The 13,923-nt window shown below is 69.7% G+C and carries 17 protein-coding genes and 1 tRNA gene; 6 read left to right on the forward strand and 12 right to left on the reverse strand.

All coding sequences use genetic code 11. From position 1 onward, the window contains the following. Positions 1-11 precede the first annotated feature (11 nt). Genes ACIDOCELLA78_RS000000104495 through ACIDOCELLA78_RS000000104515 form a run of 5 tightly spaced genes read right to left on the reverse strand, consistent with a single transcriptional unit; the run spans position 12 to position 5,499 of the window. Positions 12-1,685: an NADPH-dependent assimilatory sulfite reductase hemoprotein subunit gene (locus tag ACIDOCELLA78_RS000000104495; protein ID WP_201728564.1), complete on the reverse strand. Its 1,674-nt coding sequence runs from the start codon at positions 1,683-1,685 to the stop codon at positions 12-14. A 29-nt stretch (positions 1,686-1,714) separates the two neighbouring features. After that, positions 1,715-2,398, reverse strand: coding sequence for a phosphoadenylyl-sulfate reductase (locus ACIDOCELLA78_RS000000104500; protein WP_201728565.1), 684 nt, complete (start codon positions 2,396-2,398; stop codon positions 1,715-1,717). Then, complete coding sequence (locus tag ACIDOCELLA78_RS000000104505; protein WP_201728566.1) at positions 2,398-4,146, reverse strand: sulfite reductase flavoprotein subunit alpha; 1,749 nt, start codon at positions 4,144-4,146, stop codon at positions 2,398-2,400. The genes ACIDOCELLA78_RS000000104500 and ACIDOCELLA78_RS000000104505 overlap by 1 nt, the downstream gene beginning before the upstream one ends. 4 nt (positions 4,147-4,150) lie before the next feature. Beyond that, positions 4,151-4,942, reverse strand: coding sequence for a uroporphyrinogen-III C-methyltransferase (gene cobA / locus ACIDOCELLA78_RS000000104510; protein WP_201728567.1), 792 nt, complete (start codon positions 4,940-4,942; stop codon positions 4,151-4,153). Further along, positions 4,939-5,499 (reverse strand): bifunctional precorrin-2 dehydrogenase/sirohydrochlorin ferrochelatase, encoded by a 561-nt coding sequence (locus ACIDOCELLA78_RS000000104515; protein WP_201728568.1) that lies wholly within the window; start codon positions 5,497-5,499, stop codon positions 4,939-4,941. Before ACIDOCELLA78_RS000000104515 ends, cobA begins: the two co-directional genes overlap by 4 nt. Positions 5,500-5,650: 151 nt before the next feature. Between ACIDOCELLA78_RS000000104515 and ACIDOCELLA78_RS000000104520 the strand changes: the two genes are divergently transcribed. After that, entirely contained in the window at positions 5,651-6,160 is a 510-nt protein-coding gene (locus tag ACIDOCELLA78_RS000000104520; RefSeq protein ID WP_201728569.1) for an Lrp/AsnC family transcriptional regulator, read from the forward strand. 30 nt (positions 6,161-6,190) lie between these two features. Here the strand turns inward: ACIDOCELLA78_RS000000104520 and moaB are convergent, their stop codons facing one another. Continuing rightward, positions 6,191-6,730 (reverse strand): molybdenum cofactor biosynthesis protein B, encoded by a 540-nt coding sequence (gene moaB / locus ACIDOCELLA78_RS000000104525; RefSeq protein WP_201728570.1) that lies wholly within the window; start codon positions 6,728-6,730, stop codon positions 6,191-6,193. Between the two features lie 98 nt (positions 6,731-6,828). Between moaB and ACIDOCELLA78_RS000000104530 the strand changes: the two genes are divergently transcribed. The 5 genes from ACIDOCELLA78_RS000000104530 (at position 6,829) to ACIDOCELLA78_RS000000104550 (ending at position 10,496) form a co-directional block, all read left to right on the forward strand. Continuing rightward, positions 6,829-7,629 carry a DUF1295 domain-containing protein gene (locus ACIDOCELLA78_RS000000104530; protein ID WP_201728571.1) on the forward strand — a complete coding sequence of 267 codons (801 nt, stop codon included), beginning with the start codon at positions 6,829-6,831 and terminating at the stop codon, positions 7,627-7,629. A gap of 68 nt (positions 7,630-7,697) precedes the next feature. Continuing rightward, on the forward strand, positions 7,698-8,723 hold the full coding sequence (locus ACIDOCELLA78_RS000000104535) for a cyclopropane-fatty-acyl-phospholipid synthase family protein (protein WP_201728572.1): 1,026 nt from the start codon (positions 7,698-7,700) through the stop codon (positions 8,721-8,723). Further along, entirely contained in the window at positions 8,723-9,289 is a 567-nt protein-coding gene (locus ACIDOCELLA78_RS000000104540) for a hypothetical protein (RefSeq protein ID WP_201728573.1), read from the forward strand. Before ACIDOCELLA78_RS000000104535 ends, ACIDOCELLA78_RS000000104540 begins: the two co-directional genes overlap by 1 nt. 70 nt (positions 9,290-9,359) lie before the next feature. Beyond that, positions 9,360-9,434, forward strand: a tRNA-Val gene (locus tag ACIDOCELLA78_RS000000104545). Between the two features lie 351 nt (positions 9,435-9,785). Continuing rightward, positions 9,786-10,496: an EAL domain-containing protein gene (locus ACIDOCELLA78_RS000000104550; RefSeq protein ID WP_201728623.1), complete on the forward strand. Its 711-nt coding sequence runs from the start codon at positions 9,786-9,788 to the stop codon at positions 10,494-10,496. Positions 10,497-10,524: 28 nt separating this feature from the next. Here ACIDOCELLA78_RS000000104550 and ACIDOCELLA78_RS000000104555 read toward each other — a convergent pair whose 3' ends face one another. The 6 genes from ACIDOCELLA78_RS000000104555 to ACIDOCELLA78_RS000000104580 all read right to left on the reverse strand — a co-directional run bounded on the left by ACIDOCELLA78_RS000000104555 (position 10,525) and on the right by ACIDOCELLA78_RS000000104580 (position 13,843). Further along, positions 10,525-11,001: a hypothetical protein gene (locus tag ACIDOCELLA78_RS000000104555; protein ID WP_201728574.1), complete on the reverse strand. Its 477-nt coding sequence runs from the start codon at positions 10,999-11,001 to the stop codon at positions 10,525-10,527. A 46-nt stretch (positions 11,002-11,047) separates the two neighbouring features. Continuing rightward, on the reverse strand, positions 11,048-11,815 hold the full coding sequence (locus ACIDOCELLA78_RS000000104560) for a DUF3047 domain-containing protein (RefSeq protein WP_201728575.1): 768 nt from the start codon (positions 11,813-11,815) through the stop codon (positions 11,048-11,050). After that, positions 11,776-11,964, reverse strand: coding sequence for a hypothetical protein (locus ACIDOCELLA78_RS000000104565; RefSeq protein WP_201728576.1), 189 nt, complete (start codon positions 11,962-11,964; stop codon positions 11,776-11,778). Before ACIDOCELLA78_RS000000104565 ends, ACIDOCELLA78_RS000000104560 begins: the two co-directional genes overlap by 40 nt. 191 nt (positions 11,965-12,155) lie before the next feature. Then, on the reverse strand, positions 12,156-12,425 hold the full coding sequence (nrtS, locus tag ACIDOCELLA78_RS000000104570) for a nitrate/nitrite transporter NrtS (protein ID WP_201728577.1): 270 nt from the start codon (positions 12,423-12,425) through the stop codon (positions 12,156-12,158). A gap of 190 nt (positions 12,426-12,615) precedes the next feature. Further along, complete coding sequence (locus ACIDOCELLA78_RS000000104575; protein ID WP_201728578.1) at positions 12,616-13,290, reverse strand: NrsF family protein; 675 nt, start codon at positions 13,288-13,290, stop codon at positions 12,616-12,618. Next, positions 13,280-13,843 (reverse strand): RNA polymerase sigma factor, encoded by a 564-nt coding sequence (locus ACIDOCELLA78_RS000000104580; protein ID WP_201728579.1) that lies wholly within the window; start codon positions 13,841-13,843, stop codon positions 13,280-13,282. The genes ACIDOCELLA78_RS000000104575 and ACIDOCELLA78_RS000000104580 overlap by 11 nt, the downstream gene beginning before the upstream one ends. Between the last annotated feature and the right edge of the window lie 80 nt (positions 13,844-13,923).

Below are 13,923 nucleotides of genomic sequence, written 5' to 3' on the forward strand. Positions count from 1 at the left end.
CCGAGGGAAGCTCAGACGATTCCCGCCCGCCGCGTGTAGTCGCCAAACCCCTCGCCCGGCAGCCGGTCCCTGGCATAAGCGGCGATGACCGGCTCCAGCGCGGCGAGGATTTCCGCCTCGCCGGCATTCTCGCGATAGACCGTGTTGAGCCGCGCGCCGTCGGCAGCACCGCCGAGCATCAGGTTGTATTTGCCGGGGTTGCGGCCGACCAGCCCGATCTCGGCGATATAGGGCCGGGCGCAGCCATTGGGGCAGCCGGTCATGCGAATGGTGATCTTCTGCTCCGCGAGCCCGTGATCGGCGAGAATCCCGTCGATCTTCCCGACCAGCGTCGGCAGGTAGCGCTCGCTCTCGGCGAGAGCGAGGCCGCAGGTCGGCAGCGCGACGCAGGCCATCGCCCCTTCCGCGAGGCGCGAGACGTCCTGGCTCACCCCATGCTCCGCCAGAATCGCGTCGATCGCGGCGCGCTCGGCGTCGTTCGCGCGGGCGATGATGATGTTCTGGTTGGTGGTCATCACCAGCGCGCCGGTATCGATGAAGCCGGGCAATGCGGCGATGGCGGCGAGGGCGGATTTCAGGCGCGCATCGCTCCGGTCGGCGATGCGGCCGTTGACGATGTGCAGCGTTAAGTGATGGTGGCCCTCGGCGTCGGTGCTCCAGCCGAGCCGGTCGTGATTGCCCTCGAAAGTGAAGGCGCGTGCGGGCTCCAGCGGCGCGCTCATCCGGCGGTCGACCTCGGCGCGGAACCAGTCGAGCCCGTGGGTGTCGATCGTGTATTTCAGCCGCGCGTGCTTGCGGTTGGTGCGGTCGCCGAAATCGCGCTGGGTCGTCAGCACCGCCTCGGCCGACTCGATCAGCCGATCCGCCGGGCAATAGCCGATCACGTCGCCCACCCGCGGATAGGTTTCCGTCTCGCCATGCGTCGCCCCCATGCCGCCGCCGACCACGACGTTGTATCCCGCGATCACCCCGTTCTCGACGATCGCGATATAGGACAGGTCGTGCGCGAAAACGTCGACATCGTTCGAGGGCGGCACCGCGATGGCGATCTTGAACTTGCGGGGCAGGTAGGTCGCGCCATAGATCGGCTCGGCCTCGGGCTCGCCGCCGAGCACCCGCTCATCGCCGATGAACACCTCGCGCCAGGCGCCGGTGCGCGGCAGGAAATGCGCCGAAAGTACCCGCGCCGCCTCCGCCGCCTCGGCATGGGCGCGGGAGAGATAGGGGTTGGCGGTGGAAATCACGTTGCGGTTCACATCGCCGCAGGCCGCGATCGTGTCGAGCAGGGCGGCGTCGATCGCCTGGAGCGCTGCGCGCACGTTCGACTTGATGATGCCGTGGAACTGCACGGTCTGCCGCGTCGTCACCCGGATGGTGCCGTTGGCCCGCTCATCGGCGATGCGGTCGAGTGCCAGATACTGCCGCGGCGTCAGCACGCCGGCCGGAATTCGCAGCCGGGCCATGAACGAATAGGCGCGGTCGAGCTTGCGCTTCGCCCGCTCGGGGCGGAGGTCGCGGTCGTCCTGGACATACATGCCGTGGAACTTGACCAGCTGGCCGCCATCCTCGGTGAGGCCGCCGAGCGCCTGCTGGCCGAGTTCCTCGACCAGCGTGCCGCGGAGAAAATCGCTCCGCGCCTTGATGTCCTCGTTGCGGGAGAGTTGAATGACGTCACGATCCGCCATGGTGGGCTCTTTCTGTTAGCGTTGTCGGGTCAGGCGGCCTGGCCGGCGCGGTCGAGGAAGATGCCGCATTCGGTCTTGCTGGTGCCGCTCCAGCGGCCGGCGCGCGGCGGCTCGCCGGGGCGCACGCGGCGGGTGCAGGTCGCACAGCCGATCGAGGGGAACCCCTCGGATTCGAGCGGGTGGCGCGGCAGGCGCCGGGCGGCGAAATAGGCGTCGATATCGGTGCGCTCCCAGTCATGCAGCGGGTTGACGATGGTCCGCCCGTCCGGCCCGGTCTCGATCGGCAGAATGCGCGCCCGCTGGTCGGACTGGGTGCGCTTGCGGCCGGAAATCCACGCCTCGAACCCTTCAAGTGCGGCGTCCAGCGGCATGGTCTTGCGGATGGTGCAGCACAGGTCGGGGTCGCGCCCGAACAGCGCGCCCTCCGGGTCCAGCTCGGCGAGATGCGCGGGGTCCGGGCGGATGGTGCGGACATCGTGCAGCCGCAGGCGGGCGATCAGCGCGTTGCGATAGGCGATCGTGTCCGGGAAGAGCTTGCCGGTATCGAGAAACATCACCGGCAGCGCCCGGTCGATCCGCGCCACCATGTCGAGCAGCACGGCGGATTCGGTGCCGAAGGAGGAGACCAGCGCGATCCTGCCGTGATGGGCATGAAGCGCCGCGCGCAGCATGTCGAGCGTCGCCGCCGCGCGCTCCTGAACCTGTTCGCTCATCAATAGACGTCCTTCTTGTAGCGCCCGGCGCCGATCAGCGCATCGAGTGCGGCCTGGCCCTTCGCCGCGTCCTCGCCGCCGAGGATGCGCACGAGCGTCGCATCGACATCGCGGGCCATCGCCTTGGCGTCACCGCAGAGATAGAGCGTCGCCCCCTCGGCGAGCCGGTCCTGCAGCGCCTCGCGCCGCTCCCACAGCACATGCTGCACGTAGCGCTTCTGCGGCTGGTCGCGCGAGAAGGCGAGGTCGATCTCGTTCAGCACGCCGCTCTTCAGCCAGTCCTGGATTTCGAGCTGATAGAGGAAATCATGGGTGAAGCGGCGATGGCCGAAGATCAGCCAGCTCCGCCCGGCCGCCCCCATCGCCTCGCGCTCCTGCAGGAAGGCGCGGTAGGGGGCGATGCCGGTGCCGGCGCCGATCATCACGATCGGCGTCGCGGTATCTTCCGGCAGCCGGAAATGCGGGTTCGCCTTGATATGGACCGGCAGCGTGTCGCCCTCGCGCAGCCGCTCGGCGACCATGCCGGAGGCGACGCCGAGCCGCGCGCGGCCCGCACTTTCATACGCCACCTTGGCGATGGCGAGATGCGCCGCATCCCCCACCAGCTTCTGCGACGAGGCGATGGAATAATAGCGCGGCGGCAGCTTGCGCAGCAGGGCCGCGAGCTGGCCGGCATCGAGCCGGTGCGGAAACGCCTCGAACAGGTCGACCGGCTGCCGCCCGGCGATGAACGCGGCGCGGGCCGCTTCGTCGGCGGCGAGGGCGGCAAGCTTCGCCTCGCCGGTCAGCGCGGCATAGTCGGCGATCAGCTTCGGGGTCAGCGTGGTGATGTCGCGCTCGCGGATCAGCGTCTCGCGGGCCTCGGCATTGCCGGCAAGCCCGGTCGCGCCGAGAATCGCATCGGCGAGCGCCGGGGCGTTGGTGGGGGCTATGCCCAGCGTGTCGCCCGGCTCGTAGCTCAGGCCGGAGCCGGTGAGGTCGAGTTCGAGATGCAGCGTCTCGCTCTCCGAGCGCGACGAGGTGATCGGGTGCAGCGCCGCCACCTCCGCCTCGAACGGGTTGGCCTTGCTGATCTCGACGCCCTCGGCGCGGTGGAAATCGACATGAATGACCGAGCCGGCATCGGCCTGCGGCGCGAGCGCGGTGAACAGGCTGTCGATGAAGCTCGCCGCCGGTGCCTCGTAGTCGAGATCGCAGTCGAGCCGGGGGGCGATGCGGCGGGCGCCGAGCGCTTCCAGCCTCGCGTCGATCTGCCGTCCGGTCTCGCAGAACTGCGCATAGGATGAATCGCCGAGCGCGAGCACCGCGAAGGTGACACCCTCCAGCGCCGGCGCGTCCTCGGCCAGCAGGGCGCGCATGAAGGGGGCGGCGCGCTGCGGCGCCTCGCCCTCGCCCCAGGTCGAGGCGATGACCAGCAGGTTCTCGGCCTCGGCCAGCGCGCCGGGGCCGATATCCGCCATGTCCAGCACCCGCGGGGCGAAGCCGCGCTTCTGCGCGTCCTTCTTCGCGGCGTTCGCCAGCGCCTCGGAATTGCCGGATTCGGTGGCGAACAGAATGGTGAGTTTCGTCTTCGCCGCCGGCGGCGCGGCGGGCGGGGCGGCATCGCCCTTCGCGGCGTCGATCCCGGCGAGGAAGCCGGCGAGCCAGGCGCGCTGCGTGCTGGAGGCGCGGCCGATCACCTTGTCGAGAACGGCGATGTCCTCGGGCGCGAAGGGGGCGGAACGGGGCAGGGCGGCGGTGCGGGTCATGATGTCAACCTTGTGCGGAGCGGATCGAGGGTTCGGCGTCCGGGCGGTGCGGCGCGAGCATCGCGCCGATTCCGGCGACGGGGCCGACGATCACCAGGGTGGCGGCCGGCTTCAGGGTGGCGGCGATGGCGGCGGCGGCGCCGATCGTGGTGTGGACGATGCGCTCGCGCGGCGTCGTCGCGTCGAGCAGGAAGGCCAGCGGATCGGTCGGGCTGCGGCCGCCCTCGATCAGGGCGGCGGCGATGCGGCCGATATTCTGCCGCGCCATGTAGAGCACCAGCGTGTCGGCGGCGCGGCCGAGTGCCGCGAAATCCACCTCGCCGCCGGCCGGCCCGGCCTCGCCGGTGGCGAACGCCACGCTGCGGGCGACACCGCGATGGGTGATCGGCATGTGCGCGGCACTCGCCGCCCCGATGCCGGCGGAAATGCCGGGGATCACCCGGAAGGGAATGCTCGCCGCGGCGAGGGCGAGGCACTCCTCGCCGCCGCGGCCGAACACGAACGGATCGCCGCCCTTCAGGCGCAGCACCCGCAGCCCCTGCCGGGCGAGGGCGATCAGGTCCTCGTTGATCGAGAGCTGCGGCGTGTGGATGCCGCCGGCCCGCTTGCCCGCCGGCACCAGCCGCGTCGCCGCCGGGGCGAGGCCGAGGATTTCCCCCGGCACCAGCGCGTCATGCAGAATCACGTCGGCGGTCTCGATCGCGTGCAGCGCCGCCAGCGTCAGCAGCGCGGGGTCGCCGGGCCCGGCGCCGGCCAGCCAGACGCTGCCGGGGGCGAATGCGGGATGTCGGATCATGCGAGCCAGCCTTCTTCCTCGACGAGAGTGGCGATCCGCCGCGCGGCCTCGGGCATGGTCACGCCCTCCTGCTGCCAGCCGCGGCGCAGCGCGCGGATTCGCGCGACGCGGTCGGCCCATTCCGGGCCGAACCGGGTTTCGAGATCGCGCCGCAGCACGCCGGCAAGCCCGGGGGCGGCGCCGGCGGTGGAAATGGTGAGCAGCAGGTCGCCGCGGCGAATTTCGGCGACCGAGTGAAAATCGCAAAAGGGCAGCACGTCCTCGACATTGACCAGCACGCGCGCCGCCCGCGCCCGCGCCGCCAGCGCTTCCGCTGCCTCGGCCGGCAGATCGACGATCCACAGCACATGCAGCGCCGCCAGCGCCGCCTCGTCCGGCAGGGCGCGGCGCAGATTCGCCCCCGCCGCCTCGACCGCCTCGGCGGCGGGATCGTCGGAGAACAGCAGCGCGCCTTCGGCCCCCGCCGCCCGCAGCGCGCGGTAGCGGCGCAGCGCCAGGGGGCCGTTGCCGGCAACGCCGAGCGAGGTCAGCCGTGGGTCGAGGGCGATCGGGATCATGGTGTCTCCTGCACAAACGAAGTATAGGAACGCGGCCGGGGCAGGAAAACAGATTTCTCCGAAATCGGCTCATTCAGCAGAAAATAAGTTTGATTTTCTGATTTAACTCGACGATATGAAAAACGAATCCAAAACTGAAGGGTATTTTGGAATGACCGACAAAGCCCGGACCAGCCCCGCCCCGGCACCGCCGGCGCCGGTTGCCCCCGCCGCGCTCGACACGATCGACCGCGCGATCCTCCGCCTGCTTGCGCGCGACGCCACCGTGCCGCTCGCCATCATGGCGAAGGAGGTCGGGCTTTCGGCCACGCCCTGCTGGAAGCGGATCAAGCGGATGGAGGAGGCCGGCGTCATCCAGGGCCGGGTGGTCGCACTCTCGCCCGAGCGGCTGGGCTATCCGGTTTCGGTCTTCGTCTCGATCGAGACGGCGGATCACTCCGATGGCTGGATCGCGAAATTCGCCGAGGTCGTCGCCACCATGCCCGAGATCGTCGGCGCCTGGCGGATGAGCGGCGATGTCGACTACCTGCTGCACGTCATGGCGCCGGACATCCCGTCCTACGACGCGTTCTACCGCCGACTCATCGCCGCCGTGCCGCTGCGCAATGTCAGCTCCCGCTTCGCGATGGAGCGGATGAAATCCGGCCCGCCGCCGATCTGACCGGCGGGGGCGCGGCGGCCGGTCGTTCGCTCAGGCGGTCAGGTGTTCCTGCAACCGCGGCATGAGTTCGACGAGGTTGCAGGGCCGATGCCGGGAATCGAGCTGGAAGACGAGAATGTCGTCCCAGCCATCCTTCACCGCACCGGTCGAGCCGGGCAGGGCGAAGAGATAGGTACCGCCCGCCACCCCGCCGATCGCGCGGGACTGGATCGTCGAGGTGCCGATCTTCTGGTAGCTCAGCATCCGGAACAGCTCGCCGAACCCTTCGATCTCCTTCTCCAGCACGCGGGAGAAGGCTTCCGGCGTCACATCCCGCCCGGTGATGCCGGTGCCGCCCGAGGTGATCACCACATCGATCGCCGGATCGGCGATCCAGGCGCGCAGCCGGGCGGCGATCAGGTCCGCGTCGTCGCGGACGATGCCGCGCGCGGCCAGCCTGTGGCCGGCGGCCACGACGCGCGCGGCCAGCGCGTCGCCCGACGTGTCGGTCTCCGCCGTCCGCGTGTCCGAGACGGTCATCACGGCGATGGAGACGGGAACGAATTTGCGGCTTTCGTCGATGCGCGACATGGCGAGGCTCCTTCTGATCTGCCGCGTCATATAGCGATTCGGCGCCGGCGGCGCAGCCCGGCCCTTGACGAAGTGCGGGGCGGATGAATGTCTTGCGCATGGCATATCCGGCACTCGCGCTGACGCTTCTGCTCTTTCTCATGCTGGTCATGGCCGGCGCCTGGGTGGCGCAGCGCGCGACCCGCAATTCCGGCTGGGTCGACGTGTTCTGGACCTTCGGCACCGGCATCGCCGGGGCGGTCGGCGCGCTGGTGCCGCTCGGCACGGCGGCGCCGGCGCGGCGGCTGCTGGTGGCGGCGCTGGTGCTGGTCTGGGCCGGCCGGCTCGGCGGCTACATCCTGCGCCGCACCGCCGCCATCCGCCACGAGGATGCGCGCTATGCGCGGTTCCGCGCCGAATGGGGGGCGGGGTTCGAGCGGCGGATGTTCGCCCTGCTGATGATCCAGGCCGCGGTCGCCTGGCTGCTGGCCCTTGCCGTGACGCTCGCGGCGAGCAACCCTTATCCGCTCGCCCCCGGCCTGACCCTTGCGGGGCTCGCCGTCTTCGCCGGATCGGTCGCCGGCGAGGGGCTGGCGGATCGGCAGATGCACGCCTTCCGCGCCGATCCGGCCAATCGCGGCAAGGTCTGCGCCAGCGGCCTGTGGGCGTGGTCGCGCCATCCGAACTATTTCTTCGAGATCCTGGTCTGGCTCGCCTATCCGCTGATCGGGCTCGCCGGGCCGTGGTGGCCGGGCCTCGCCGGCCTCGCCGCGCCGCTGTTCATGTACTGGCTGCTGGCGAAAATCTCCGGCGTGCCGCCGCTCGAACGCGAGATGCTGGCCTCGCGCGGCGACGCCTATCGCGACTACCAGGCGCGGGTCAGCCCGATCGTGCCGTGGCCGAAGCGGTGGCGCGGCTGAGCGCGGTGCATCCGTATGCCCCACGGCGCCGTAACCCTAGGGTCTGAACCAAGCCCCGGAGCGAACGCATGAACCTCGCCGCCACCATGGCCGGAATGGCCGAGCGCCTGCCGATCCCCGACGCGCTGACCCGCCGCGGCATCGCCGGGCTGGTCGGGCGGACCGACCGCAAGCTCGCCTCGTTGACGGCAGATGCCGAACGCGCCTTCGCCCGCGACATGGCAAGCCTGCCGATCGCCCTGCACACCGATGCGGCGAATGCCCAGCACTACGAGGTGCCGGCGGCGTTTTTCGGTCAGGTGCTGGGGCCGCGCCGCAAATATTCGAGCTGCTTATTCCGCTCTCCGGCCGATACGCTGGAGACGGCGGAAATCGAGGCGCTCTCTCAGACCTGCGAGCATGCCGGCCTCGCCGACGGGCAGTCGATTCTCGAACTCGGCTGCGGCTGGGGTTCGCTCAGCCTGTTCATGGCCGAGCGCTACCCCGCCGCCGCCATCACCGCCGTCTCCAATTCCGCCTCGCAGCGCGCGCATATCGAGGCGGAGGCCGCGCGGCTTGGCCTGGCCAATCTCTGCGTCGTCACCGCCGACATGAACGCATTCATCCCCGAGCGGACATTCGACCGGGTGGTCTCGGTCGAGATGTTCGAGCACATGGCCAACTGGCAGGGCCTGCTCGGGCGCGTCCGCCAGTGGCTCGCGCCCGGCGGCGCGCTGTTCCTGCACGTGTTCTCGCACCGCACAGGCCCCTACCGCTTCGATCACGACGATCCGGCGGACTGGATCGCCCGGCATTTCTTCACCGGCGGCATCATGCCGAGCCACGGGCTGATCGGCCAGTTTTCCGACCTGTTCGCGCTGGAGGCCGACTGGCGCTGGAACGGCACGCATTATGCCCGCACCGCGCGCCTCTGGCTGGAGAATTACGACCGCAACGCCGGCCCGATCGGCGAGATCCTGAGCCGCGTCTATGGTGCCGAGGCCGCGCTGTGGAAGCGCCGCTGGCGGCTGTTCTTCCTCGCCACCGAGGGGCTGTTCGGCCATGCCGGCGGCGAGTCCTGGGGGGTCAGCCACTACCGGCTGCGGCCGGTCTGATGCGCGCCGCCGCCCGCGCCCTTGCCGGTTTCGTCGCGCATGAGGACGGGCTGACCGCGACCTGCAACACGATCGCCCTCGTGCTGGCGGGCAACACGCCGTTCTACCCGCTCTATCTCTGGGCCGTGCTCGGGCGCGATGCCGGCCCGTTCGTGCTGCTCACCCTGGCCTCGCTGCCGTTCTGGCTCGCGGTGCCGCTGCTTGCCCGGCGCAGCGGCTACGCCGCGCGCGCCCTGCTCTGCACGGTGGCGACGCTGAACACCGCATGGTGCAACCACGTGCTCGGCTTCTCCTCCGGGGTGGCGCTGTTCCTCATTCCCTGCGTGATGCTGGCGACGCTCGGCTTCCACCAGTCCGAACGGCGGACGATGTTCGCCCTCGCCGGGCTGCCCTTCCTGGCCTATGCCGCGCTGCGCCTCGCCCCGATGCCGCCGGTCGCGACCTATCCGGCCGCCGCCGCCGCATCGCTCGCAACGCTGAACGGCTTCAGCGTCGCCTGCCTCACATTTTTCCTCGGTCTTGCCTTCGCCACCGTCCGTCCCGCGGTGCCCCCGGCGCGGCGCTGAGCGGAACCGCGCCCCGCCTCTGTGGGGCCTCTTGCCTTCGCCGCGCCGCGCCGCTAGAGACGAGCGGACCGGGTGCGTAGCTCAGCGGGAGAGCATCGCCTTCACACGGCGGGGGTCACAGGTTCAATCCCTGTCGCACCCACCATCCTTTCGCGACGTCGAAACAGGATGGTGCCCGGTTCCCAATATCCGATCGTCACAAATACATTGGCTATCTGCTGAACAGTCCGGCCGTTGGCGCCCTTTTGCGTCGGCTGCGGATTTTCGCAGCGCCGCCGCCACGGGGCAGAACCGCAAGCCCGATGTGCCGGAGCATTTTAGCGTTTCGTTAAATAATTGGTCGCATCCTGCCGAACCTTAAATCTGTCTTTCCGGATGCTTGGCTTGAGGGCGTATCAATGATGACGATGTCGGCATGGGGATGACTGAAACACGTCCCGAAATCACGAAATCCTGCGCCGGCTGCCGGCAGGGGCTGTTCGACCGGCCATTGGCCATGGCGTTTCAGCCGATCGTCGATATCGCGGCGCGATCGGTCTTCGCCTACGAGGCTCTGGTGCGCGGCCCCGCCGGCGAGTCCGCGGCGAGCATCCTGCGCAGCGTCGGCAAGGCCGAACTCTATACGTTCGACCAGGCCTGCCGCGTCACCGCGATCGAGACCGCCGCATCGCTCGGCCTTGGCGGCATGGCGTCCGATCTCTCGATCAATTTCCTGCCCAACGCCGTCTACGAGCCGCGGGCCTGCATCCGCACCACGCTGCAGGCCGCCGCCCGCTCCCGGTTTCCCACCGGCAAGCTCATCTTCGAGATCAACGAGGGTGAGCTTCTCGCCGCCCCCGACCATCTGGCCAACATCGTCGCCGAATACGCGGCGATGGGCTTTCGCACCGCCATCGACGATTTCGGGTCGGGATATTCCAACCTCAACCTGCTCGCCAAATTCCGCCCCGACCTCGTCAAGCTCGACATGGAGCTGATCCGCGGGATCGACACGGACAAAGGGCGGCGGAGCATCGTCGGCCATTGCGCCGCGATGTGCCGCGAAATGGCGATCACCATCGTTGCCGAAGGCGTTGAAACGCGCGATGAGAGCGCCGCGCTGGCCGATCTCGGCATCACGCTCATGCAGGGCTATGTCTTCGCGAGGCCGGGTTTTCGCAGCCTGCCCGCGCCAGACTGGCCCGATCGCGCGCCTCCCGCGTCCTGAACCGCCGCGCCCTTCGGAGGGCCGGGCCTCACGCCGCGCGCGCCTGGCGCGGCTGGCCGAACCGCCCACCCGCGGCGCGCAGCGCCAGCGGCGGAATGGCGAGCCACTGGAGCGTCGGGCCAAGGCCGACGCCGAGAAACGGCAGGCGCGGCATCAGCGCCGCATAGTGCCATGTGCCAAGCCGCAGATGCACCATTTCGCTGCCGATCGTGTAAACCAACCCGATGGCGACGGTCGCCCAGGCGACGGACGGGCCGATGGAGGGCGCGGCACCATCCCTGCCGAACAGGCTGAAGGCGCAGACCAGCGACACGATCGCGATCGGGATATCGCCGCAGGTTCCGGCAAGGGCGATGCCGGCCAGGCGCAGCGCGCCGGCGTGATACCAGATGCGATAGAGCGGGAGCTGCACGATCTCCCACGCGAGATTGCCCGCCGCCACGCTCAGGATATAGCGCCGCAGCGCCATGACACCGAGGCCGTGCGGCTGTCGTTCCGTGACCATGCTGCGGAAATGGGAACCTGCCCGGTGCGAGGCAAGCAGGCCCGCTCTACCCGCCGGCCCGCAGACCGATATCGCCGTACCAGGCACGGCCATGGGTGTGCGAATCGTCGCAATCGGTCATGACCGCGATGGCGCCGATGATGTGCCGATGGCCGCCAAAGGCGCGGGCGAGGTCGGCCTTCACGTTGCGCTGCTCGGCAACCCACTGGCCGGCGCCGGCAGGGCCCTGCCGGAGCGCGACGATCTCGGCCTGCGAGGTATACGGGTCGGGGTAGAAACTCGTGCCGTGCGGCCCGTGCTTCGCCGCCGTGACCGGGCCGTTCGCCCAGACATAGACAAGGCTGCGCAGCGTCCAGGGAAACAGCGGATTGCCGGCGACGACATAGACGCGCGCGGGATAATCGTCGCCGGACTTCGCATGGGGGTCGAGCCCGGGATAGACATGGGCGATCTTCCAGCGCCAGCTCATCACCGGGGTTTCGTCGAGATCGATCCGGTGCTTCCAGATCAGGCCTGAGGCCGAATCGTTGCAGACCGCCCGCAGCACGTCGCCGCCGCGCGCGGCGGCGAGCGCATAATGCGTGACATGGCGGCCATCGAACCGCTTGACCGTCCATCCCGCCAGCGACCCCGAGGAAAACGCGGGCGGTTGCGCCGCCGCGGCGCCGGCTGGCGCCGTGGCGGGCAGGCCGAGTGCCGTCACCAGCACACCAAAAACGGTCAGCGCCGTGATGGCATCGCGCCGGCCGGCATGCGAACGCCTGCGCACCGGGGTCAGCGCCCCGTCTGCGCGGTCGCGCCCGGTGTCGCGCATTTCGTGTGGAACTGCGTCTTGTAGCTGGTATCGACCTTCTGGATCAGCCGGTCGTGCGGGGTGCATCCGGGCAGCGCGAACGCGGTGCCGGCGGTTGCGAAAACCGCGAGCGAGGCCGCGAGAAGAAGCCGGCGATAGGTGCCGCGCATGGCAAACTCCTGTGTCGATGTGTGGCGGCATCCAGCGAGGCCGCTGCTCCGTATTTCGCGGCGACCGACCTGTTGGTTACAGGCGCGAGAGTATTTTTCCCGCCATCGCGAGCGACAGCGTCGCCAGCGCGGCGAGGGGTCCGGGTCTTCCGGCGGTCATCGGCACGCTCCGTGCTTGTGCTGGCTTGGCGTCATTCCGCCCCTCCGCCCTCCCGCATCCGGTACGACACGGCGCCATAGGTCGCCACGCAATAGGGCACGATGAAGGTGAGGATCATCTTCAGCCAGTGCGGCCGGGCGAGGCCGAGCAGCGCATCGCCCTGGTTGATCAGATTGAGGATGATCCCGACCACGATGGCGACGCGCAGCGAGCGCGCCGGAATGCCGTCTGCGAGGCTGAGCCGGATCGCCCGCCGCGCCATCGCGACCATCCCGGGCGGGCCGTCGTCTGCCGGTGCCATCTGCGTCATCTGTTCAGGGTCATGGGCAAGGCGAAGGGAGCATCGGCGCGGTGTACCGGCGCTTCTCTTAATATTTCGTATCCGGTTCGGACGCCGTGTGCATTTCCGACGGCGCCCCGCGCCTCGCGGTTCGGCGCCTCGGCGCGATCGGTCCGGTCACGGGTGGATGCCTGCCCGGCCCGGCGGCGCATCAGCCGGCCAGCTGCCGGCGGCGCGGCGCCCGCGCGACATTGCGCAGGATCGTGCTCGAGATGAACCAGGCGGTGGAGGTGAACAGCATCACGCTTCCCATCTGCCACAGGAGCAGAGTGGCGATGTTGACCGAGCCGTGAAACAGGCGCAGCGCCACGTCCGCCGCCGCGCCCGCGGCGAGCGCGCCGCACAGGCAGGCATGGTCGCGCCGGAACGTCGCGCTGCGGCGCATCAGCGCCACGATCAAGCCGGCCGGAATCACGCCCGCGATGACGATGGCCGGCACGCACATCGGGTCGAGCTGCAGGCGCAGCACGCCGCCGGCGTCCTGCAGGCTCACAACCGCGCATTGCCGTCCAAGATCGCCGAGCCAGACCAGCATCGCCAGCATCGGCGCCCAGAGTTTCCACCCCGGCTGGTCCGGGCGGCCGGCGCAGAACGCGGCATAGGCCGAGACCACCGCCGTGACGACGCCGAGACCCTGCGAAATCACGAACCCCGCCTCGCCGCATTTCCCGGCAAGATCGGGGCGCGGCCCCATCATCAGGGTGATCGCGGCGAGAACCGGAACGCTGACGCCAAGCCAGACCGCCAGCAGCCGCGCGGGCGAGGGCAGGGGCCTGACGGCGCCCAGATCCTGCGCCAGCGACGTGATCAGGTCCTCACTCCTCATCGGTCACTCCCAGTTTCGCCCGCAGGCGCCGGATGGCCCGGAACGTCGCCACCTTCAGCGCGCCCACGCTCATCCCGGTCGCCGCCGAGGTCTCGGCGAGCGACATCTCGCGCAGCTTCAGCATCTCCAGAATCTCCCTGTCGCGCGGCGGCAGCGCGCCCACCGCGGATGACACGCGCCCGGCATCGATCGCGACCTCCTGCGTCTCTTTCGTCGCCAGGGCCGTCGAGGTTACAGGCACATCGTCGAGCGGCGTCTCGCGGACCTGGTGCCGCGCCCGCGTCCGCCGCCGGTCGGCCCCCCGCAGCTTGAGGATCCCGAGCAGAAAAGGCTCCGCCGGCCGGCCCGGATCGTAGAGATGCAGGTTGCGGTGCAGCGCCAGCAGCGTATCCTGCACCATATCCTCGGCCTCGGCCGCATCGGCCCAGGGGAACCGCCTGCGGGCCATGCCGCGCAGCCACGGCAGCGCCGCCCTGAGCAACGCCTCGTAGCTCCGGCGATTCCCGGCCTGCGCCTCGCTCAGCCACCGCGCCCAGTCGCCCTGCTCGCTCATGGCGCAATACCTATCATTCATGAAGCGCGTGTAAATCGGACATTGTTCCCGATCGGCAAAATACCTCCGGGCTGCGGGAT

The sequence above is a fragment of the Acidocella sp. C78 genome, assembly GCF_907164655.1.

What these genes read in the sequence shown, in the direction of transcription:
- ACIDOCELLA78_RS000000104495 (WP_201728564.1), bottom strand. Translation starts at nt 1,685, where the DNA reads ATGGCGGATCGTGACGTCATTCAACTCTCCCGCAACGAGGACATCAAG.
- ACIDOCELLA78_RS000000104500 (WP_201728565.1), bottom strand. Translation starts at nt 2,398, where the DNA reads ATGAGCGAACAGGTTCAGGAGCGCGCGGCGGCGACGCTCGACATGCTG.
- ACIDOCELLA78_RS000000104505 (WP_201728566.1), bottom strand. Translation starts at nt 4,146, where the DNA reads ATGACCCGCACCGCCGCCCTGCCCCGTTCCGCCCCCTTCGCGCCCGAG.
- cobA (WP_201728567.1), bottom strand. Translation starts at nt 4,942, where the DNA reads ATGATCCGACATCCCGCATTCGCCCCCGGCAGCGTCTGGCTGGCCGGC.
- ACIDOCELLA78_RS000000104515 (WP_201728568.1), bottom strand. Translation starts at nt 5,499, where the DNA reads ATGATCCCGATCGCCCTCGACCCACGGCTGACCTCGCTCGGCGTTGCC.
- ACIDOCELLA78_RS000000104520 (WP_201728569.1), top strand. Translation starts at nt 5,651, where the DNA reads ATGACCGACAAAGCCCGGACCAGCCCCGCCCCGGCACCGCCGGCGCCG.
- moaB (WP_201728570.1), bottom strand. Translation starts at nt 6,730, where the DNA reads ATGTCGCGCATCGACGAAAGCCGCAAATTCGTTCCCGTCTCCATCGCC.
- ACIDOCELLA78_RS000000104530 (WP_201728571.1), top strand. Translation starts at nt 6,829, where the DNA reads ATGGCATATCCGGCACTCGCGCTGACGCTTCTGCTCTTTCTCATGCTG.
- ACIDOCELLA78_RS000000104535 (WP_201728572.1), top strand. Translation starts at nt 7,698, where the DNA reads ATGAACCTCGCCGCCACCATGGCCGGAATGGCCGAGCGCCTGCCGATC.
- ACIDOCELLA78_RS000000104540 (WP_201728573.1), top strand. Translation starts at nt 8,723, where the DNA reads ATGCGCGCCGCCGCCCGCGCCCTTGCCGGTTTCGTCGCGCATGAGGAC.
- ACIDOCELLA78_RS000000104550 (WP_201728623.1), top strand. Translation starts at nt 9,786, where the DNA reads ATGGCGTTTCAGCCGATCGTCGATATCGCGGCGCGATCGGTCTTCGCC.
- ACIDOCELLA78_RS000000104555 (WP_201728574.1), bottom strand. Translation starts at nt 11,001, where the DNA reads ATGGTCACGGAACGACAGCCGCACGGCCTCGGTGTCATGGCGCTGCGG.
- ACIDOCELLA78_RS000000104560 (WP_201728575.1), bottom strand. Translation starts at nt 11,815, where the DNA reads ATGCGCGACACCGGGCGCGACCGCGCAGACGGGGCGCTGACCCCGGTG.
- ACIDOCELLA78_RS000000104565 (WP_201728576.1), bottom strand. Translation starts at nt 11,964, where the DNA reads ATGCGCGGCACCTATCGCCGGCTTCTTCTCGCGGCCTCGCTCGCGGTT.
- nrtS (WP_201728577.1), bottom strand. Translation starts at nt 12,425, where the DNA reads ATGGCACCGGCAGACGACGGCCCGCCCGGGATGGTCGCGATGGCGCGG.
- ACIDOCELLA78_RS000000104575 (WP_201728578.1), bottom strand. Translation starts at nt 13,290, where the DNA reads ATGAGGAGTGAGGACCTGATCACGTCGCTGGCGCAGGATCTGGGCGCC.
- ACIDOCELLA78_RS000000104580 (WP_201728579.1), bottom strand. Translation starts at nt 13,843, where the DNA reads ATGAGCGAGCAGGGCGACTGGGCGCGGTGGCTGAGCGAGGCGCAGGCC.